This window comes from Kitasatospora sp. NPDC058218, assembly GCF_042882445.1.
Lineage (GTDB): Bacteria > Actinomycetota > Actinomycetes > Streptomycetales > Streptomycetaceae > Kitasatospora.
Genome location: NZ_JBHVWC010000003.1, coordinates 181,895 through 200,918 on the forward strand (window position 1 = coordinate 181,895; position 19,024 = coordinate 200,918).

Sequence of the window (19,024 nt, forward strand, 5' to 3'; positions counted from 1 at the left end):
GGGGCTACGGGTGGAGCGCCGCGGCGAGCGCGGGCTGGAGGTCGAGCACCGCCCGGTTGACCCGGAACCGGGCCAGCTCGCGGGCGAGCCGCTCCACGTCGGTGGTGATGGTCGCCGACCGCAGCCCCGGCACGAGCGGCAGCAGTTCGGCGGCCAGCGCGCAGGCGTGCTCGATCTCCCCGGCGGCCGCGTGCGCGAGGGCGCGTCGCAGGCCGTACCGGGCGCGGCTGCGGGTGGCGTGCGCGGGGATCCGCAGGTACTCGCGGTCGAGGACCTCGGCGGCCTGCGCGGGGCGGCCGAGGTCGTGCAGACACCAGCCGGTGACCATGGCGGCGGGGTCGGTGAGGTTGCTCGTCCCGAGCACGGGCGTGCCGGTGCCGTCCTCGGCCGCGGCCCGGGCCAGCAGGTCGCGGGCCCGGTCGAGGCTCCGCAGGCTGGCCGTGTGGTCGCCGGCCAGGGCGTGGCCCTGGGCCTCCCGCTGGGCGGCGAGGCCGCGGATCCGGGGCGGCAGCCGGTCCTCCTGGGCCCGGGCGACCAGCTCGACGGTCTGGGCGGCGTCGCCCGCGTAGAGGGTGACCAGGGCTCGCCGGACGAGCGCGTACGAGGCGAGGTCGCGGTCGCCGCCGGCCTCGGCGAGTTCGACGGCGCGGGCGGTCCACCAGAGGGCGGCCGGGTTGTCGCCGGCCTCCTGGGCCATCCAGCCGGCGTATTCGGCGTACCGCGCGGCGAGGCCGAGCAGCTTCGGACGGCTCGACGCACCGGCCTGGACAGCGAGTTCGCGCAGGGTGTGGGTCTGGACGGTGAGCAGTGGCAGCAGGACGCCGGGGTCGGTGGTCTGTCCGAGCGTCCGCATCTGGTCGAACTGCAGGCGGAAGATCTCCACCGGCGCCGTCTCCGTGACCGCCTGCGCCTGTGCGTGCGTCTGCTGCGGCAGCACGGTGGCGGCAACTCCCGCCCCCAGCAGCGATGTCGCGCCGGCGGCGAGCAGTCGGCGCCGCCCGAGGCTCCCGGGCCAGCGGACGCCGTCGGGGCCGACCCGGAGCAGCCATGCCTCCTCGTCGACCGTGGCGCCGTCCACCCCCGTTCCGCGCTCGGGGGTCTCGGACGGCACCAGTCTCTCCAGCTCGCCGCCGGCGCCAAGCCGGGCGTCGCAGCGGCGGGCCAGGTCGGGCGGCGGCGTCTTGTGGCCGCGTTCGATCTTGCTGAGGTGGCCCTTGCTGTAGTTGAGCAACTCGGCCAGCCGGGTGAGCGTCAGTCCGGCGGCGATCCGCCGTCTGCGCAGTTCCGGCCCGAACTCGCCGGCCGTGTCGGGTGATTTGGACGTGCGCATGCCAACCCCCTCTCTGGAACCGTCTGCCCGTGGTTCTGCGTCGTGGGCCCGAGACGGTCTCTCCCCCCGCCTCCGCATGAATATTGGCATGCGGACGAGGGGGGTGAACGGGGAATGGCGCTGTTTCCCGTTTCCTCTTTCACCAGTGCCGATTTGGTGGCTACTCGTCCTGAGGACAAAGGGAGTTAGCGACAAGTCCACTGATATGACGGGACTATCGGCCCTCCTTCCCGCGCCCGCGCCACCACTGCCCGGCCCGGCTCCGTCCGCACGGAATGCCGATCGTCAGCACGGTGACGTTCGCCACCCACCAGACCAGCCGACGCACACCGGGCCGGTCGGCGCCGACGAGCAGGGTGGCGAGGGCGGAGACCGCCACGGAGGCCCCGACGACCAGGAGGACGGCGGCCACCTCGGCGCGGTCGTCCCGCCTCACCCGCGAAGTCCCGTCCGGATGAGCTCGGTGAGTCGCTCGACGACGTCCGCCCGGACGGCGCCGAGGTCGATCAGCACGACCCCCGTGGTCTGCGCCGAACGCCAGTCGACGCCGGCCGAGGGCAATGTGAGCCCGGCGGCGGCGAGCGTGGCCCGGAAGTCGTCGAAGGCGTCGGCGGCACGGCGTCGGTCGTGGGCCGTCATTCTGCCCAGCATGCTCATGGCTCGTTCTCCTACGGGGAGTTGCGTGATTCAGGGAGCGACCGAGTGCACCGGCGAGGGCTGCTGGGCGAGCCAGCGGGGTTCGGTGTCCCACTCGACGCCACCGCCGAACGGCCGGAGGAACGCCAGCCCGTACTGGAAGGCCATGAACGCGCCCCACCGCCCGCTTCGGACGTCGAAGACGACCTCCCCCTGCCGGGACGGGCGGTAGGCCACCGCCGGCGGTACGGCACGGGGGACGGGCGGGGGCGCGACCGGGAGAAGACTGCCGCAGCTCAGTCCCGCCTCGGGGACAGTGTCGTTGCAGCGCTCGCAGCGACAGGGCGGGAAGTTTCGCTCGATGATGAGGTTCGTCATATCTAATCCACTGTTCGAGGACGATCCGATGTGGGAGGAATGCAAGAGGGACGCCTAAGGAACGCGAGATTCGTCGCGTTTTCGCAAATCCCTTGCGAAGGAAGTGTCGGTCTGTGACCGTGGGACAACCAAGGGTTTCCACAAGACACTTCAGGCGCTCTTACGGCGGGGGAGGTGGCCGGCATGGCTCGCAGGAGGGTGTATCCGAATGGCAAGCCCCGGACCTGGGGAGACGAGCTCGCCCACTGGCGGCAGGCATCGGGGCTACGACAGGACGAACTGGCACAGCTGGTGAACATCCATCAGACTCGCGCGTCCCAGTTCGAGGTGGGCAAGGCAACGCCGACCCTCAAGGACGCGACGATGTTCGACAGCGCGCTCGGAGCGGGGGGCCAGCTCGTCCGGAGCTACGAACTCGTCGCCCCCTACCTGCAGGACTACCACCCTGACTGGTTCCAGGAGTTCGTACAGTCCGAGGCCAAGGCACGTGAGATCCGGCAGCTCAAACGGGCCGGATCTCAGGCCTGCTTCAGACCGAGGCCTACATGCGCACCCTCTTCACCGAACACAGACCAGACCGAAGCCCCGAAGACATCGATGCCATGGTGGACGCCCGCAAGCAGCGCCAGCAGAGGCTGTTTCTTCCCGAAAATGCCCCACTACTCATCGCGCTACTGGAGCAGGCACCACTGGAGCGGACGATCGGTGGCCCGGACGTGATGCGTGAGCAGCTGGACCATTTGCTGACGATGATGCGCCGCCCCAACGTGATCGTACAAGTCCTGCCACTCAATGCCACAGCCGCGGCAAGGATGCAGGAAATGGTGCTCCTTGAGATGCCGAGCGGCCGCCGACGCGTCTACTCGGAGAGCCTGAGCAGGGGTCACTTCATCGACGATGACGATGATGTACAACGCTGGTCGGCTATCTATGATCGGACCAGAGCAGCGGCCTTGTCAGACTCGGAGTCCGCCGATCTGATCAGTCGCATCAAGAGAGGGTTGAAGCGCCATGTTTCCATCCCCAGACCTGACGGCCGCCACCTGGCGCAAGAGCAGCTACTCGGAGGGCGACGGCGGCGAGTGCATCGAGGTGGCCCCCGGCTACCCCCACCACGTCCCCGTACGTGACAGCAAGGACCCCCACGGCCCCGCCCTGCTCTTCTCCCCCGCCGCCTGGCAGGCCTTCGTCACCGCCGTCAACACCGGCGACTTCGACGCCTGAGCCCCGCCTCCCGGTCGCCGAACACGCTTTCGCTCACACGGCCGGGCTCCCCGTCTGGCATCGTGGGCAGGATCCGGAGCCGGCCGGGCAGTACCTCCGTGCGGTCGGCGATGTCAGCGACCAGCACGAGGAGCTGTTGTGACCGCCACCTCCCCCGAGTTCGTGGCCGGCCTGAGGGCCGACGCCGAGGCCGCCGGCATCACCGGCTTCGTCGCCGCCGCCGTGATCCGTCACAACGGCCGCACCCTGCTCGTGCGCCGCAACCCCGACGACTACATGGGCGGCCTGTGGGAGGTCCCCTCCGGAACGGTCGAGCCCGGCGAGACCGTCCTGGAAGCCCTGTACCGCGAGACCACCGAGGAATCCGGTCTGACGATCAGCCAGGTCACCGACTTCCTCGGCCACTTCGACTACCGGAACAGCTGGGGTGGAACCACACGCCAGTTCAATTTCGCCGTCACCGTGGAGAAGGCCGAACCGATCGTCCTCACCGAGCACGACGCCCACCAGTGGGCCCTCCCCGGCGAGTTGCCCGAGGTGAGCGACGCGGTTCGCCAACTTCTCACCCGCTGACGGCGAGATCCGGGGACCCGGACGTCCGCACATCGGTCGCCGCCCCGACCCGGGCGCCGGGCAGCGCCGCCTTCCCCGCACACAGGATCGCCCGGGCGCGCGCGGCGCCGCCGGCCGTCACCGTGGCCCCGCCCCCCGACCGCCACCGGCCGTCTCCCGAGGCCCGCACAGGCGCGGCAGATGCCCGGTTGCGGCACGGGGTCGCGGCACTCGGCGCACTCGGCGGGCCGGGCCTCCGGGGGCCGCTCGCCGGTCGGCGCGGGCGGCATCTTGCGCTCCAGCCGGTAGCGCAGCACCGCCGCCGCCGAGTGCACCGTCGCGGGCAGCCCGGGCAGCAGGGCCCGGGCCAGGTCGCCCGCCGTGCTGCCGCGCTCCAGCCACTGCGCGACCAGCGGCGCCAGCTCTGCGGCCTCGGCCTCGCCCAGCCGCAACCGGGGCTCCGGCCGGAGGACCCGGAACAGCGTGGCCACCGCCGCCCGGACCTGCCCGTCCGGCACTTCGGCCGGGTCGTTCAAGTCGGCGGGGAGGGAGGGTTCTTGGTGCCGGTTCTTTACCAGAGGGGTGTCAGCGGGACCGGGCCGCGCTCCACCGGGGGCCGGACGGGAGACACCTGGTGCCGCCCTCTGCGGGGTGTCGTAGACGCGGGCTTCGCTGCGGATCGTCCCGTCCGCCAACCGGATCTTCTCGACCCGGTAGTACCCGGCCTCGGTCAGCTCGCGCAGCGCCCGCCGGACGGCTCCGCGCCCCTGCGGGCTGGTGTCGGCCACGTGCCGCCCGTCCTCCCGCCAGCCGTCGGGCCGGGAGAGCAGGTCCGCGAGCAGCCCGCGGGCGGTGTAACTCAGCTGCCGGGCCTGCAACAGGCCGTTCGGAAGCACGGTGAAGTGACGTACCTGTTCGGTACGATGGATACGCATCGGGAGCTCTTCTCCTGGCGCCGGACCCCGGGGTGTTGGAGCACCGCCGGGGTCGCCTATCTTCTGTTCTGGTCACGGAACGCATCGCAACATTCCTACGTACAAAGCGCGTTGACGCAATGTCAAAGAAAGCGCAAGACCGGTCGAAGTCGAATACAGCGACCCCTCGAATTCACTCGATCTGAGCGTCGTTGATCGCATCGAACCCCGCTTGCCCCTGGACGTGGTTCCATGTCGTCCGGATCCGATTCCACCGGCCCGGGATCACCGAAGGCCCACCCCAATCCCCCGCCCGTCGGACGCCACCCGGCCTCAAATATCGGGCATCGGCCCGGTCGCACAACAATCCGCCAACGAACTACCCAGGCGCGACAAGGCTACTCAACTCAACCAATCCACCCTTACGGGCGTGTTGACCCCCTCCCCTCCTCCGCCGTCCACCAGACTGGGCGGCGATCCGAATCTCCACACTTCGAGGAGGCCTGCCTATGAACGTCACCGTCCGGCTCGCGCAGCAGCCCGAAGCCGACGAACTGCTCGGGCGCAGCGCGCTCGCCGCGCTCGTCGGGATGCTTCTCGACCAGCAGGTGCCCATGGAGTGGGCGTTCACCGGCCCGCTCACCATCGCGCAGCGCCTGGGCCGGGACGACCTGGACGCGCACGAGATCGCCGTCCACAACCCCGAGGCCTTCGTCGCCCTGCTCTCCGAGAAGCCGGCCGTGCACCGCTACCCGGCCGCGATGGCCAAGCGGGTGCAGCAGCTCTGCCAGTTCGTGGTGGCGCAGTACGACGGCGACGCGGCGGCGCTCTGGCGCGACGTCGCGACCGGCCGGGAGCTGCTCAGCCGCCTCAACGCCCTTCCCGGCTTCGGGAAGCAGAAGTCGCAGATCTTCCTCGCACTGCTCGGCAAGCAGTACGGCGTGCAGCCCGCGGGCTGGCGCGAGGCGGCGGGCCTGTACGGCGAGGAGGGGGCGTACCGGTCGGTCGCGGACATCACCGGCCCGGAGTCGCTGGACAAGGTGCGCGCCCACAAGCAGGAGGTGAAGCGGGCCGCCAAGGAGGCCAAGACGGCCAAGGTCTGATCAAGCGTCACACGGCGGCCGCCCGGCGCTCACGAGGAGCGCCGGGCGCCCGGGGCTACCGCAGCCCTGCGGCGCCCGAAGGGCCCCGCACCGCCTTCTCGTCCGCATCCGCGAGCCAGAAGCAGACCGGCGCCAGGGCGAGTTCGAGCACCATCAGCCCGGTCTGGAAACCGTGCGGCCACCCCTCCACCGCGATCGACAGCACCCGCCCGAGCGCGCCCAGCAGGAAGACGCCCGCCAGCACCCGCACCACCGCCGCCGGGATCGGCGCCTGCCGGACCGCCCAGATCCACGCCAGCCCGTAGCCGGCGAAGATCGCGCCGAAGAACCGGCCCAGGCTGTCGATCGTCGCGCCGGCGTCCTCCCCACCCGGGATCGAGGCATTGCCGCCCAGGACGTGGAAGAGCCCGATCGCCACGCAGGCGACCCCCGTCGTCCACGCGAGCACCCGCAGGGCTCTGGCCATGATCAACTCACCCCTGCCCACTAGTTGACACACGTCTACTAAAGTAGGACCCAGCTAGTAGACACGTGTCAAGTAGGCTTCACCCGTGCCCCCCAGTGACCAGAGCCGGCGACGCCGGCGGCTCAGCCCGGCCGACCGCCGCGCCCAACTCCTCTCCGTCGGCGCGCAGCTCTTCGCCGCCCGCCCGTACGAGGACGTGCTGATGGAGGACATCGCCGAGCAGGCCGACGTCTCCCGCGCACTGCTCTACCGGCACTTCCCGAGCAAGCACGACCTGTTCGCCGCGGTCTACCGGCAGGCGGCCGACCAACTGCTCGCCGACACCCGGCTCGACCCCGCCGACACCCTGGTCGACCAGCTGATCCAGGGCATGGACACCCACCTCGACTACTTCATCGCCAACCGCAACGCCGTGCTGGCCGCCAACCGGGTGCTCGCCGGAGACCCGGTGATCCGGACGATCATGACCAACGAGCTCGACGAACTCCGCGCCCGCCTGCTGAACGTGCTTCCGCTCGCCGACGCGGCCGCGCACGAGGCGGTCTCCGGTGTGCTGAAGAGCTGGCTGGTCTTCGTCCAGGTGCTCTGCGTCGACTGGCTCGCCGACGAGACCTGCACCCGTACCCAACTGCGCGACTCCTGCATCGGCGCGGTACTCGGCGCCCTGCGCCCGCTCCTCACCACCGACCCCGCCCCGGACTGGCCGCGCTGAGCCGCCACACCGAACCACGCCGGACCCCGCACCCGCCGGACCCCACACCCCCACGCCCCGGCCCGCGCACCCGCGCAGCCGCGCACCCCCCGAAAACGTGTTGCCCGCCCACCACTCCCCGGGCGAGGCTCCACGGATGACCGACACCGACAGCCCCGCCGTGCGCTCGCTCTTCTCCGCCGACGGCCGCCTGCCCACGATCCCCCGCAAGGCGGCCCGCCGCGAGCAACTGCTCGCCCACCTGGCCGGCACCCTCTTCGAACCGGACCGCTCCTACAGCGAGCAGGAGGTCAACGAGGCGCTGCGGACGGTGCACGACGACTACCCGGCCCTGCGCCGCTTCCTGGTCGAGGCCGGCCACCTCGCCCGGCCCCAGGACGGCAGCAGCTACCGCCGCGCCGCCTGAGCCGCCCCCGACCGGCAGGCCTGTCGGCGCCGCACGATAGGAAGAGGGCTGTTGTCGTCGAAGGGCATGTGGGAGGCCGACCCGGACGAACTGTTCGGCCGCCGCACCCCGGACGAGGACCCCACCCAGGTCCACTTCTCCTACTGCATCGGCACGTTCCACCAGCTCCATCTGATGGTGGACGGCGCCACCGGAGCCGTCCAGATCTACGACCCCGACGGCTGGGACCACGCGGCCGGCTACGGCGGGCCCGCGGCCCCGTCGCTGCCCGCGCTGGTGGGCGCGCTCGGTCTGCTCGCCCGCTACGAGGAGCGGTTGACCGGCACCGACGCGGCGGCCGCGCTGGCGGAGTTCACCGCGCTGCTGGAGCGGCTCGGCCAGGGCCCGGACGAATCCGACCTCTGGCCCGACCTGCTGGAGGAACTGCGCGAGGAGTACGCCGACGGCGAGGAGTAGGGTCCGAGCCGCTCACCGCACCCGCCGGTACGCGTAGCGCCCCCGGATCTCCCGGGCGAAGTACCGCCCGAGGCTCTCCGCCGCCAGCAGCTCCCGGTACACCCGCCCGGGCACCTCGGCGTACACGTAGACCCGCCCGCCGGTGAACTCCAGCTCCAGCGCCAGGTGCGCCGCGTCGTACCCGACCGAACGCAGCGCCGAGGAGTCCACCGCCGGCCGCTCCATGGTCCTCCCAGTGTGCGCGCGAAGGCCCCGGCCGCGCATCGCGACCGGGGCCCCACCGCACACCGTCAGACCAGGACGGGCTCCTGCTCCCGCTCCTCCGGCGCGACCGCGTCGGACGGCCCGGCGACGACCGCCGCCTTCCGCCTCGGCAGCGCGAACATCAGCAGGAACACCGCCACCAGCACCCCCACGACCCACCACATCGCGTTGATGAACGCCCCGCCGAACGCCGTGCCGACCGCCTCCGGGGCGACCACGTCGTCCATCGCCCCGAAGAACGCCACCGACACCAGCCCGAGCCCGAGCGCCGTCCCCAGCTGGTTCACCGTGTTGATCAGGCCCGACGCCGAACCGGCGTGCTCACGCGGCACCTCCGCCAGCACCGCGTCCGTGATCGGCGCGACGATCAGGCCCATCCCGAGGCCCATCACCACCAGCGGCAGAGCCATCTGCCAGGGCGCGATCGCCGTGCCGTACCGGTCGGCCTCCCAGATGTAGATCAGCGCGCCCGCCGCCATCACCAGCGCACCCGCCTGGAGCACCTTGCGCCCGAAGCGCGGCACCAGCTGCTGCACCGAGAGCCCGGCCGCCAGCGAGATCGCGATCGAGAACGGGATGCCCGTCGTCCCGGCCTTCAGCGGGCTCCAGCCCAGCCCGATCTGCATGTAGAGCGTCCAGACCAGGAAGAAGATCCCGGTGACCACGCCGAAGGTCAACTGCACGCCGATGCCGGCCGCGAAGCTCTTCACCCGGAACAGCGACAGCTCGACCAGCGGCGAGCCGTCCCGCCGCGTCTTCACCTTCTCGTAGGCGACGAACAGCGCGAACACCGGCAGGCTGCCGACCATCGAGAGGTAGCCCCAGAGCGGCCAGCCGGCCTCGCGGCCGTGGGTGAGCGGGTAGAGCAGCATCAGCAGACCGGCGCTGGCCAACACGACGCCGACGATGTCCAGCTTGAGCGCCTTCTCGGCCCGCGACTCGCCGATGAACGCCCGGCCGAGCAGCAGCACCACGACGCCGACCGGCAGGTTGATCAGGAAGATCGGCCGCCAGGCCAGCCCGAAGAGGTCCCACTCCGTCAGCAGCGCACCGATCAGCGGTCCGGAGACGGCGCCCAGGCCGACCACCGCGCCGAACAGGCCGAACACCTTGCCGCGCTCCTCCGCCGGGAAGGTCGCGTGGATGATCGACAGCACCTGCGGCACCATCAGCGCCGCCGTCGCACCCTGCAGGATCCGCGTCGCGACCAGCATCTCGGCGCCGGTCGCCAGCCCGCAGAGCGCCGAGGCGACGGTGAAGCCGCCGATCCCGATCAGGAACAGCCGCTTGCGGCCGTAGACGTCGCCCAGTCGGCCACCGGTGATCAGCCCGATCGCGAAGGCCAGGGCGTAGCCGCCGGTCACCCACTGGATGGCGCTGAACGAGGCGCCGATGTCCTCCTGGATGCTGGGGATGGCGATGTTCACGATGGTGACGTCCACCAGGTCCATGAACGAGGCCATCATCACGATCGCCAGCGCGATCCACCGCCGCCGGTCGGACACCACCCCGGACGCCGCTCGGGAAACCACCCCGGACGCCGCTCGGGATCCCACCCCGGAATCCGCTGTCATCTGCTTCTCCTCTACCTCGCTCTTCGGCACATCGAGGACGATAGAGTCCATGTAGGTCAGCTCTTGTCCTCCTTGTCCGGCATCCTGGTCACCATGACCGACACCCCGGCGAGACTGCTGACCCTGCTGTCCCTGCTGCAGACCCCGCGCGAGTGGCCGGGCAGCGAACTCGCCGAGCGCCTGCGGGTGAGCCCCCGGACGATCCGCCGCGACATCGACCGGCTGCGCGAGCTCGGCTACCCCGTCCAGGCGACGATGGGCGCGGTCGGCGGCTACCGGCTGGTCGCGGGGACGGCCATGCCTCCGCTGCTGCTGGACGACGAGGAGGCGGTGGCCATCGCGGTCGGGCTCCGGGCGGCCGCCGGTCACGCCGTGGTCGGCATCGAGGAGGCCTCGGTCCGTGCCCTCGGCAAGCTGCTCCAGGTCCTGCCGAGCCGACTGCGCCACCGGGTCGGCGCCCTGAACACGGCCACCGTGCCGCTGCTGACCGGCGACGGCCCGACCGTCGACCCGGAGGACCTCACCGTGCTCGCCAACGCCGTCACCAACCGGGAGCGGCTGCGCTTCGGCTACCGGGCCGGCGACGGCGCCGAGACCAGCCGCCAGGTGGAGCCCAACCGCCTGGTCTCGGCCGGGCGGCGCTGGTACCTGGTGGGGTACGACCTCGACCGGAACGACTGGCGGCTCTTCCGGGTGGACCGGATCAGCGAGCCGTTCGCCACCGGCGCCCGGATCACCCCGCGCGAACTCCCCGCCGAGGACGCGGCCGCCTACGTGGCGAGCAAGCTCCGCCGGCTCGCACCGACGTACACCCTGGTCGCCACCCTGCACATGCCCGCCACCGACATCCCGTACTGGCTGCACCGCGACTCCGAGGTCGAGCCGATCGACGCGCGCAGCTGCCGCCTGCGCTCCCGCGCGGAGTCGCTGGAGTGGCTGGCCATGCGCCTGGTGATGCTCGGCTGCGAGTTCGAGGTGCACGAGCCCCCGCAGATGCACGCCCACCTGCGCGAACTGGCCGCCCGCGCCGGCCGGGCAGCGGACAGCGCGGGCCAGGACGGCCCGGCTCAGGACAGCGCGCGTCAGAACAGCCCAGCTCAGGACAGCCCGCGTTAGGGCCGACAGCCCCGCCTAGACCGCCACCTCGTACCAGGCGTCCCCGGCCCGGAACCGCAGCACGCCGTCCCGGCCGTGCGCCCGCTCCCCGTCCAGCCCGCCGGGCAGTTGGAGCCGCCCGCGCCCGGTCTCCTGCCAGCCCTCGCCCACCAGCTCGCACCGGACGACCTCGCCCCGGCCGGTCAGGAAGACGCCCCGCCGGCCGCTGATCGCGAAGCCGACCGGCTGCCGCACCGGGCACTTCACGCTCGACGACGGCCCGCCGGACGGATCGATCCTGGTCAGGTAGCTGCCCGAGCTGTCGGGGTACCAGGCCAGCCAGGCGGCCCGCCCCTCGGTGGCGGCGGCCAGGCCCTCCAGCGGGTAGCCGGGCAGTTCGCCCGGCCCGGGGCGCCAGAGCACCCGGCCGGCGGTGTCCGCGGCGGTCAGGCCGGGGTGCGCCATCGGGTGGTCGCCGTAGATCCCCTCGTCCCCGAAGGCCATCCAGATCCGGCCGTCCCGGTCGGTGACCAGGGCCTGGACGTCGTCGCCCAGCGACAGCTCCCGGGCCGGCCGGCCGGCCGCGCCGAACACGACGGCGTTGGGCTCCCACGTCCCCGACCCGTCGTCGGAGCGGTAGCTCACCACCAGCACCCGGCCGCCGGGCAGCAGCGCGAGATGGTCCGGTCCGACGGTTACCGGGGTGAGCGGCAGCCGCCACTCACCCCGGTCGGTCACCCGTACCAGCTCACCGTCGAACGGTGTCCGGATCCGCGGCCACCCGTCGGCCGGCCCCAGGTCCTTCTCGTGCGCCAGCAGCACGGCCAACTCGCCGCCCGGGCCGACCGTCCAGCCCACGGCCCGGCGGCCCGCCCGGGCGTCCTCCTCGGGCAGGCGCCACACCTCGACGGGCCGAACGACCGGCAGCGGCATCGCGGATGACCCCTGTCGCCGACTCAGACGCCGAACTCGGCGGTCAGCACCGCGCGGCCCAGCGTGTGGAAGGTGAGGTGGAAGCCGATCTGGGCCGCCGGTGTCTCCGGCGCGACGTCCAGTACGTCCACGTCCAGCGCATGCACCGCGAAGGCGTAGCGGTGCGCCGGGCCGGGCGGCGGAGCGGCGCCGTCGTACTTGTTGCCGGGGAAGTCGTTGCGGCCGTGGAACGAGGCCGCACCGGGGAGGTCGGCGTCCGACGAACCGGCGCCGCGCACCAGGCCGGTGGTGTCACCGGGCAGGTTGAGGGCGAGCCAGTGCCACCAGCCCGAGCCGGTCGGGGCGTCCGGGTCGTAGCAGGTGACGGCGATGGACCGGGTGCCCTCCGGCAGGCCGGACCAGGACAGCTGCGGCGACAGGTTGCCGCCCGCGTGGATGAACTCCTCGGCCAGCTTGCCGCCTTCGGCGATGTCCTCGCTGGTCAGCTCGAAGGACGGCACCTGCGGCAGGAACTCGTAGGGCAGCGGCGGACGAACGCTCATGAAACGGTCACCTCTCGACAAGCCGGGACAGCCCCGGACCAGGCTGAATGACGCGATTCACAATAGTGGGGTGCCGTCGCGCACGGCCCCGTTCTACAGTCGGGTCATGACCCCCAAGCTCGCCCGCCTGCTGGCCGACTCCCGCCGCGCACTCCTCACCATGCTCGGCATGCTCGTCGTCGTCTGGGCGGTGCAGGTGGTCAACTGGATGGACGACTACGGCCTCTCCTACGACTTCGGGCTGAGGGCGCGTCGGCTCGACGAGCTGCCGGACATGTTCACCGCGCCGCTGCTGCACTTCGGCTGGGGGCACATCGAGGCCAACTCCTGGCCGCTGTTCGTGTTCGGCTTCCTCTCCGCCTACCGGGGCATGAAGAAGTTCCTCTGGGCGACCTTGACGATCGTCGTCTCCAGCGGGCTCACGGTCTGGCTGTGCGAGCGCCCCGAGGCGGTGACGGCCGGCGCCAGCGGCCTGGTCTACGGCTACTTCGGCTACCTGGTGCTGCGCGGGGTGCTCGACCGCAACCTGCTGGACGCGGTGATCGGCGTCGTCGTCGCGGCCGTCTACTCCTACCTGCTGATCGGCGTCCTGCCCGTGGCCCAGGGGGTCAGCTGGCTGGGCCACCTCGGCGGGCTGCTCGGCGGGCTCGCCGCCGCCTGGCTGCTCCGCAACCGCGCCCCGAAGGCCGCCACGGCCGCGGCGGCCGAGCCCGCCACCGGCCCCCGGACCGCCCTGCACAAGGAGCTCGACGACCTCGGCCTCTGACCGCGGGCGGCCGGCAGCCGCCCGGTACAGCCAGGTATAGACCAATCCGGGGCCTGCGGCTAGCGTGGGAGTCCATCCGCCCCCTGCTCCGGAGCCGCACCGTGGAGTCGTCCGTCCTCGCCTTCGCCACCGACCTGCTGGACGAGGGCGCCGACACCTTCTTCGGGAACCTCACCGACCGGGCCGGGGTCGGCGGCGTCACCCTCGCCTCGGTCTACCACGAGGCCCGGGACGTCTTCCCGCACAACCCGCACCGGGTGATCCGCTACCTGGAGCCCGGCGCCGCCTACTTCCGCCCCGATCCGGCGCGCTGGGCCGGCCGGCGCCTGCGGCCCACCCCCTCCACCGCGATCGGCGACCGCGACCCCTTCGCCGAGGCCGCCGCCGAGGCGCGGCGCCGCGGGCTGAAGCTGCACGCCTGGACGGTGTTCTGCCACAACGACCGGCTCGGCTTCGAACACCCCGACTGCGCACCCGCCAACGCCTTCGGCGACCGCCACCTCACCGAGCTCTGCCCGGCCGCCCCGGAGGTCCGCGAGTACGCGGTGACCCTGGTCGCCGAACTGGCCCGGTACGGCGTGGACGCGATCCGGGCCGAGTCGCTGCACTTCCACGGGCTGCGCCACGGCTACCACCACGAGCGCTACTTCGAGGAGCTGGGCCCGGTCGCCGAGGCGCTGCTCGGGATCTGCTTCTGCGACCACTGCCGCGCCGCCGCCGTCCGCGCGGGCGTCCCGGCCGACGAGGTGGCGGCGGCCGTCCGCACCGAGCTGCGCCGCCGGCTGGCCGACGACACGGCCGCCGCCGAGCCCGCCGCCCTCGACCGACTGGCCGACGGCGCCGTCGCGGCCTACGTCGACGTCTCCGCCGCGACCGTGACCTCGCTCGCCACCGAGGTGGCCGAGGAGGCCCGGCGGCACGGCATGCGACTGAGCTTCATGGACGGCGGCGGCCCGGGCCGGGGCTGGCTCTCCGGCATCGACCTGCCCGCACTCGCCAAGGCGGCCGACCAGATCGAGACGCTCGGCTACGCGCGGACCCCGGAGGCCGTCCGGGAGAAGGTCGCCGCCTTCGCCCTGCACGGGGTCCGCCCGCAGGACATGGCGGTGATCCTGCGCCCGATGGCCTCGGACTGCGACGGCCCGGCCAACCTCGCCGCGAAGATCGCCACGCTCCGGGAGCTGGGCGTGCCGGAGGTCGAGTTCTACCACTACGGCCTGATGCGGCTCTCCTCGCTGGACCGGATCGGCGCCGCGCTGGCCTAGGCCCGGCGCACCGGCGGCCGCACCCGCACCCGCACCGAACGGGCCGGGCGGGCCGGGCGGCGGCGCCGGTCAGCGCCGCCGCCGGGACGTCCCGAACAGGCTGCGCGAGATCTCCCGGCCGAGCTGTGACCCGGCCGAGCGGGCGAAGGACTTCAGCGCCGGATTGCTCATCAGCATCCCGAGCACCCCGCCGCCGTCCTTCTCGGCCCCCGACTCGCGCGACGCACGCGAACCCTGCGACCCCCGTGCCTCCTGCGCCTCCTCACCGGGAGCCGGAGGCGGCACCGGCACCGGCTCCGGCACAGGCGCCGGCTCCGGCTCCGGCCGCGCCGCCCGGGCGGCCAGCTTCTCGTAGGCCGACTCCCGGTCGATCGCGTCCCGGTAGCGGGCCGCCAGGGCCGACGCGTCCACCGCCGCCCGCAGCGCGGCCGGCTCGACCGGGCCCATCAGCGACTGCGGCGCCCGCAGCCTGGTCGCCGCCACCGGCGTCGGCGCCCCCTTCTCGGAGAGCACCGTGACCACGGCCTCACCGGTGCCGAGCGAGGTCAGCAGCTCGCTCAGGTCGTAGGAGGACCGGGGGAAGGTCGAGACGGTCGCCTTGAGCGCCTTGGCGTCGTCCGGGGTGAAGGCCCGCAGCGCGTGCTGCACCCGGTTGCCCAGTTGGGCGAGCACGTCGGCCGGGACGTCCTTCGGCGTCTGGGTGACGAAGAAGATCCCGACGCCCTTGGAGCGGATCAGCCGGACGGTCTGGGTGATCGCCTCCAGGAAGGCCTTGGAGGCGCCCTTGAAGAGCAGGTGCGCCTCGTCGAAGAAGAACACCAGCTTGGGCTTGTCGAGGTCCCCCACCTCGGGCAGCTCCTGGTAGAGGTCGGCCAGCAGCCACATCAGGAAGGTGGAGAACAGCCGCGGCCGGTCCTGCACGGCGGGCAGTTCCAGCGCCGAGACGAGGCCGCGCCCGTCCGGCGCCGTCCGCAGCAGCTCGGCGGTGTCGAACTCCGGCTCCCCGAAGAACGCCCCGGCGCCCTCGTTCTCCAGCATGGTGAGCGAGCGCAGGATCACTCCCGCAGTGGCCGCCGAGATCCCGCCGATGCCCTTCAGCTCCTCCTTGCCCTCCGGTGAGGTGAGGAAGGTGATGACGGCGGTGAGGTCCTTGAGGTCGTACAGCTCCAGGCCGTTGCGGTCGGCGTAGTGGAAGACGAGGCCGAGCGAGGACTCCTGGGTCTCGTTCAGGTCGAGCACCTTGGCGAGCAGCAGCGGGCCGAAGCTGGTGACGGTGGCCCGGATCGGGATGCCCGTGCCCAGGCCGCCCAGCGCGTAGTACTCGGTCGGGCAGCCCTGCGCCGACCAGCTCTGGCCGACCTCGGCGGCCCGGGCGGCGGTCCGCTCGCTCGGCGTGCCGGGCGCGGAGATCCCGGAGACGTCGCCCTTGATGTCGGCCAGGAACACCGGCACGCCCTGGGCGGAGAGCTGTTCGGCGATCAGCTGGAGGGTCTTGGTCTTGCCGGTGCCGGTGGCACCCGCGACCAGCCCGTGCCGGTTGAGCACCCCGAGCGGGATGCGCACCTGGGCGTCGCGGTGGGCGGTGCCGTCCAGCAGCACCGCACCGAGGTCGAGGGCGGGCCCGGTGAAGGCGTACCCCGCGGCGATCTCCCGCACCGCGGGCGGGAGGAGTTCGGCGCCGGGGGTGGTGGACGGCGGCTCGGCGGTGGACATCGGTGCACACTCCAGGGCAGAGCTGAGGGGCGACGTTCACGACATTTCCCATGAAACAGCCGCAATCGTCCGCACGCAGCTCGCGTCGGTGCGCGTGGCGGCGTCGCGGCTGCTGCGCCATCCGCCGCCCAAACGGTAGGCTTTCCGTGTGATCTTCAAGCGCATCGGCAATGGGCGGCCGTACCCGGATCACGGCCGGACCAGCACCCGCCAGTGGGCGGACGTCGCCCCGCGTCCGGTGCGGCTGGACCAGCTGGTGACCACCAAGGGCCAACTCGACCTGGAGACCCTCCTCGCGGAGGACTCCACCTTCTACGGCGATCTCTTCGCCCACGTCGTGAAGTGGCACGGCGACCTCTACCTGGAGGACGGGCTGCACCGCGCCGTGCGCGCCGCGCTCCAGCAGCGCCAGGTGCTGCACGCCCGCGTCCTCGAAATGGAGTGACGGGCCCCTCCCGCACTCCGCCACCCGCGTGGACACCGCCCTCCGGCCACCTCCGGAGGGCGGTCCGCGCATTCGCCGGTACCCCCGTTCGGGTGCCGACGTACTCCAGATGATGATCATTTAGTACCTTCGCGGCCGTACGGCACTAATCTGCTGACTACGGCCGCAGTCCGTGGCGAACGCCGCCCACCCAGGCCGAATCCGTCACCCGATCCCCGCCCTGGCACGAGGGGGAGACAAACCGTGAGCATGTTGACTCCCCAAGGCCTGAAGGGGAAGCAGTACCGCATCACCGGCAACGCCTATCCACGGCTCGGCCGACCGCCGAAGAAGAGCCGCAAGGTCATGGCGCTGATCGGCTCGCTGCTCGCCCTGGCGCTCATCGCGCTCGGCGGCGTCCAGCTCTACGACATCTTCACCGGCAAGGGCAAGAACTCTTCCGCCCAGGCCTGCGCGACGCCGTCCGGCAAACCGCTGGCCGCTCCCACCCCCACCCCGGACGCCCCGGCCGGCGACCCGCACGCCATCCCGCAGCCGGCCGGCTTCAAGCTGAACGTCTTCAACGCCACCACCAAGTCCGGCCTGGCCGGGCGGACCGCCGACGAGTTCACCAAGCGCGGCTTCACCGTGGACAAGAAGGGCAACGCCCCGGCCGAGCTGGACAAGAAGGTGCCCGGCACCGCCGTGGTGATCTCCGGGCCGGCCGGCGCCGGCGCCGCCACGCTGATCAGCTCGCAGATCGCCGGGGCCACCGTCACCACGGACGCCCGCACCGACAACACCGTGGACGTCGTCGTCGGCGACAGCTACAACACCCTGCTGGACGAGACCCAGGCCGCCGCCGCGCTGGCCCTGGCGACCAAGCCCTCCCCGACCCCGAGCACCAACGGCAGCTGCTGAGCCGGCCCCGTAGAACGCACGAGAGCCCCCCGGCACCTGCCGGGGGGCTCTCGTGCGTTCTGCCCCGCAGACCCGGAGGCCCGGGCCCGCGGATCAGCCCGCGGTGCCGTACAGGCGGTCGCCCGCGTCGCCGAGGCCGGGGACGATGTAGCCGTTCTCGTTCAGGCGCTCGTCGACGGCGGCGGTCACGACGGTGACCGGCAGCCCGGCCAGCTCCTTCTCCATCACCGCGACGCCCTCGGGCGCGGCCAGCAGCACCACGGCGGTGACATCGGTGGCGCCCCGCTCGATCAGCATCCGGATCGCGGCGACCAGCGTGCCGCCGGTGGCCAGCATCGGGTCGAGCACGTAGACCTGGCGGCCGGAGAGGTCGTCCGGCATCCGGGTGGCGTAGGTGGAGGCCTCCAGGGTCTCCTCGTTGCGCACCATGCCGAGGAAGCCCACCTCGGCGGTCGGCAGCAGCCGGGTCATCCCGTCGAGCATGCCCAGGCCGGCCCGCAGGATCGGGACGACCAGCGGGCGGGGGTAGCTCAGCCGGGTGCCGGTGGTGACCGCCACGGGGGTGGTGATCTCCACCTCCTCGGTGCGGACGTCCCGCGTCGCCTCGTACGCGAGAAGGGTCACCAGCTCGTCGGTCAGGCGACGGAAGGTCGGCGAGTCGGTGCGCTCGTCGCGCAGGGTGGAGAGCTTGTGGGCGACCAGGGGGTGGTCGACGACGTGGATCCGCATGCATCGAGGTTAGCCCGGCCCCGGGCGCCCGGACGCCACCCCGCGGCCCGCCCGGCCGACTCCGCACCCCCGCAGGGGGCCGTCCGGGCTCACGCAGCGATGACACGCCGTGACGCACCGCGAATGTCGGGGCGGAACGTCCTCCTGTGGTATCAATCCGGCCGATCTGGGAAAGTCAGGTCCTATGACGAGCAACCCGAAGAACGGGGACGGCTCGGCGGGCGGGCCCACGGGCTCGTCGGGCGGGCACTCGGGCCTGCCCCCGGACCATCCGGAGACCGAGGCGGAGCGCCGCAAGCGACGGACGGCGTTCCTCCGCGAACTCGCCGAGGCGCGCGAACTGCGGGAGCGGGTCCAGCCCCGGCGCACCAAGGAACGGCGGATGCGCGAAGCGATGCGGATGCGAACCTTCCGGATCTGACGGGCCCGCAGCACTCTTCCGAGGGACAGGCGGCGCGCACCCGGCGCACCCGGCGCCCGTTCACCGGCTCCCGGCCAACCCTTCCGACACGACCTGCAAAGACGCGCTGCCGAACACCCCCCGCAAAGCCGGGCTTTCTGTCACGATTCCGATGGGACGGTCCGAACAGCGGGCCGCCTCTGGCGCGGGGGCGGCCAGAT

Annotated in this window: 23 protein-coding genes and 2 pseudogenes; 14 read left to right on the plus strand and 11 right to left on the minus strand. The window is 72.3% G+C overall.

All coding sequences use genetic code 11. The annotated features are described in order from the left end of the window. Positions 1 to 4: 4 nt before the first annotated feature. The 4 genes from ACFVYI_RS02935 to ACFVYI_RS02950 all read right to left on the minus strand — a co-directional run bounded on the left by ACFVYI_RS02935 (position 5) and on the right by ACFVYI_RS02950 (position 2,344). Positions 5 to 1,330, minus strand: a complete 1,326-nt coding sequence (locus ACFVYI_RS02935; RefSeq protein WP_387880882.1) for a multiprotein-bridging factor 1 family protein — start codon at positions 1,328 to 1,330, stop codon at positions 5 to 7. 214 nt (positions 1,331 to 1,544) lie between these two features. Then, positions 1,545 to 1,766 carry a hypothetical protein gene (locus tag ACFVYI_RS02940; protein WP_387880883.1) on the minus strand — a complete coding sequence of 74 codons (222 nt, stop codon included), beginning with the start codon at positions 1,764 to 1,766 and terminating at the stop codon, positions 1,545 to 1,547. Further along, positions 1,763 to 1,987 (minus strand): hypothetical protein, encoded by a 225-nt coding sequence (locus ACFVYI_RS02945; protein WP_387880886.1) that lies wholly within the window; start codon positions 1,985 to 1,987, stop codon positions 1,763 to 1,765. The genes ACFVYI_RS02940 and ACFVYI_RS02945 overlap by 4 nt, the downstream gene beginning before the upstream one ends. Before the next feature lie 30 nt (positions 1,988 to 2,017). Continuing rightward, complete coding sequence (locus ACFVYI_RS02950; RefSeq protein WP_387880888.1) at positions 2,018 to 2,344, minus strand: hypothetical protein; 327 nt, start codon at positions 2,342 to 2,344, stop codon at positions 2,018 to 2,020. A gap of 183 nt (positions 2,345 to 2,527) precedes the next feature. On the opposite strand from ACFVYI_RS02950, the pseudogene ACFVYI_RS02955 reads away from it, so the two are divergent. The 5 genes and pseudogenes from ACFVYI_RS02955 to ACFVYI_RS02975 form a co-directional block, all read left to right on the plus strand. Then, positions 2,528 to 2,737: pseudogene (locus ACFVYI_RS02955) on the plus strand (helix-turn-helix domain-containing protein); the annotation flags it as partial. Between the two features lie 152 nt (positions 2,738 to 2,889). After that, positions 2,890 to 3,273: pseudogene (locus ACFVYI_RS02960) on the plus strand (DUF5753 domain-containing protein); the annotation flags it as partial. A gap of 82 nt (positions 3,274 to 3,355) precedes the next feature. Further along, positions 3,356 to 3,568, plus strand: coding sequence for a DUF397 domain-containing protein (locus tag ACFVYI_RS02965; RefSeq protein WP_387880890.1), 213 nt, complete (start codon positions 3,356 to 3,358; stop codon positions 3,566 to 3,568). 138 nt (positions 3,569 to 3,706) lie between these two features. Further along, positions 3,707 to 4,141 (plus strand): NUDIX domain-containing protein, encoded by a 435-nt coding sequence (locus tag ACFVYI_RS02970; RefSeq protein ID WP_387880893.1) that lies wholly within the window; start codon positions 3,707 to 3,709, stop codon positions 4,139 to 4,141. Between the two features lie 1,402 nt (positions 4,142 to 5,543). After that, positions 5,544 to 6,137, plus strand: a complete 594-nt coding sequence (locus ACFVYI_RS02975; RefSeq protein WP_387880896.1) for an HhH-GPD-type base excision DNA repair protein — start codon at positions 5,544 to 5,546, stop codon at positions 6,135 to 6,137. A gap of 55 nt (positions 6,138 to 6,192) precedes the next feature. Here ACFVYI_RS02975 and ACFVYI_RS02980 read toward each other — a convergent pair whose 3' ends face one another. Next, on the minus strand, positions 6,193 to 6,603 hold the full coding sequence (locus ACFVYI_RS02980) for a DUF4345 domain-containing protein (RefSeq protein ID WP_387880898.1): 411 nt from the start codon (positions 6,601 to 6,603) through the stop codon (positions 6,193 to 6,195). A gap of 85 nt (positions 6,604 to 6,688) precedes the next feature. Here ACFVYI_RS02980 and ACFVYI_RS02985 point away from each other — a divergent pair, with 85 nt between their 5' ends. The 3 genes from ACFVYI_RS02985 to ACFVYI_RS02995 all read left to right on the plus strand — a co-directional run bounded on the left by ACFVYI_RS02985 (position 6,689) and on the right by ACFVYI_RS02995 (position 8,177). Next, positions 6,689 to 7,315 carry a TetR/AcrR family transcriptional regulator gene (locus tag ACFVYI_RS02985; protein WP_387880901.1) on the plus strand — a complete coding sequence of 209 codons (627 nt, stop codon included), beginning with the start codon at positions 6,689 to 6,691 and terminating at the stop codon, positions 7,313 to 7,315. 136 nt (positions 7,316 to 7,451) lie between these two features. Continuing rightward, positions 7,452 to 7,721, plus strand: coding sequence for a DUF2087 domain-containing protein (locus tag ACFVYI_RS02990; RefSeq protein ID WP_387880904.1), 270 nt, complete (start codon positions 7,452 to 7,454; stop codon positions 7,719 to 7,721). A 51-nt stretch (positions 7,722 to 7,772) separates the two neighbouring features. Then, positions 7,773 to 8,177, plus strand: coding sequence for a hypothetical protein (locus ACFVYI_RS02995; protein ID WP_387880907.1), 405 nt, complete (start codon positions 7,773 to 7,775; stop codon positions 8,175 to 8,177). Between the two features lie 12 nt (positions 8,178 to 8,189). Here ACFVYI_RS02995 and ACFVYI_RS03000 read toward each other — a convergent pair whose 3' ends face one another. Next, positions 8,190 to 8,402: a KTSC domain-containing protein gene (locus tag ACFVYI_RS03000; protein WP_387880910.1), complete on the minus strand. Its 213-nt coding sequence runs from the start codon at positions 8,400 to 8,402 to the stop codon at positions 8,190 to 8,192. Positions 8,403 to 8,467: 65 nt separating this feature from the next. Further along, on the minus strand, positions 8,468 to 9,907 hold the full coding sequence (locus tag ACFVYI_RS03005; protein ID WP_387881014.1) for an MFS transporter: 1,440 nt from the start codon (positions 9,905 to 9,907) through the stop codon (positions 8,468 to 8,470). Between the two features lie 201 nt (positions 9,908 to 10,108). Here ACFVYI_RS03005 and ACFVYI_RS03010 point away from each other — a divergent pair, with 201 nt between their 5' ends. Then, complete coding sequence (locus ACFVYI_RS03010) at positions 10,109 to 11,131, plus strand: helix-turn-helix transcriptional regulator (RefSeq protein WP_387880913.1); 1,023 nt, start codon at positions 10,109 to 10,111, stop codon at positions 11,129 to 11,131. Between the two features lie 15 nt (positions 11,132 to 11,146). Here ACFVYI_RS03010 and ACFVYI_RS03015 read toward each other — a convergent pair whose 3' ends face one another. Both ACFVYI_RS03015 and ACFVYI_RS03020 read right to left on the minus strand, forming a co-directional pair. After that, positions 11,147 to 12,043, minus strand: a complete 897-nt coding sequence (locus ACFVYI_RS03015; RefSeq protein ID WP_387880916.1) for a hypothetical protein — start codon at positions 12,041 to 12,043, stop codon at positions 11,147 to 11,149. Positions 12,044 to 12,066: 23 nt separating this feature from the next. Then, complete coding sequence (locus tag ACFVYI_RS03020) at positions 12,067 to 12,585, minus strand: YbhB/YbcL family Raf kinase inhibitor-like protein (RefSeq protein ID WP_387880919.1); 519 nt, start codon at positions 12,583 to 12,585, stop codon at positions 12,067 to 12,069. A 106-nt stretch (positions 12,586 to 12,691) separates the two neighbouring features. Here ACFVYI_RS03020 and ACFVYI_RS03025 point away from each other — a divergent pair, with 106 nt between their 5' ends. Together ACFVYI_RS03025 and ACFVYI_RS03030 are read left to right on the plus strand one after the other, a co-directional pair. Then, positions 12,692 to 13,351 (plus strand): rhomboid family intramembrane serine protease, encoded by a 660-nt coding sequence (locus ACFVYI_RS03025; protein WP_387880922.1) that lies wholly within the window; start codon positions 12,692 to 12,694, stop codon positions 13,349 to 13,351. Between the two features lie 101 nt (positions 13,352 to 13,452). After that, the gene (locus ACFVYI_RS03030) at positions 13,453 to 14,616 is read left to right on the plus strand and encodes a hypothetical protein (RefSeq protein WP_387880926.1); all 1,164 of its coding nucleotides are present in this window, start codon (positions 13,453 to 13,455) and stop codon (positions 14,614 to 14,616) included. Positions 14,617 to 14,685: 69 nt separating this feature from the next. Here the strand turns inward: ACFVYI_RS03030 and ACFVYI_RS03035 are convergent, their stop codons facing one another. Next, on the minus strand, positions 14,686 to 16,329 hold the full coding sequence (locus ACFVYI_RS03035) for a helicase HerA-like domain-containing protein (RefSeq protein ID WP_387880928.1): 1,644 nt from the start codon (positions 16,327 to 16,329) through the stop codon (positions 14,686 to 14,688). Positions 16,330 to 16,477: 148 nt separating this feature from the next. Between ACFVYI_RS03035 and ACFVYI_RS03040 the strand changes: the two genes are divergently transcribed. Beyond that, entirely contained in the window at positions 16,478 to 16,774 is a 297-nt protein-coding gene (locus ACFVYI_RS03040; RefSeq protein WP_030061387.1) for a type II toxin-antitoxin system VapB family antitoxin, read from the plus strand. 249 nt (positions 16,775 to 17,023) lie between these two features. After that, positions 17,024 to 17,674, plus strand: coding sequence for a LytR C-terminal domain-containing protein (locus tag ACFVYI_RS03045; RefSeq protein WP_387881016.1), 651 nt, complete (start codon positions 17,024 to 17,026; stop codon positions 17,672 to 17,674). Between the two features lie 93 nt (positions 17,675 to 17,767). Here ACFVYI_RS03045 and upp read toward each other — a convergent pair whose 3' ends face one another. Then, complete coding sequence (gene upp, locus ACFVYI_RS03050; RefSeq protein ID WP_329488640.1) at positions 17,768 to 18,403, minus strand: uracil phosphoribosyltransferase; 636 nt, start codon at positions 18,401 to 18,403, stop codon at positions 17,768 to 17,770. A 184-nt stretch (positions 18,404 to 18,587) separates the two neighbouring features. Here upp and ACFVYI_RS03055 point away from each other — a divergent pair, with 184 nt between their 5' ends. Further along, positions 18,588 to 18,824, plus strand: a complete 237-nt coding sequence (locus tag ACFVYI_RS03055; RefSeq protein WP_387880930.1) for a hypothetical protein — start codon at positions 18,588 to 18,590, stop codon at positions 18,822 to 18,824. Positions 18,825 to 19,024 lie beyond the last annotated feature (200 nt).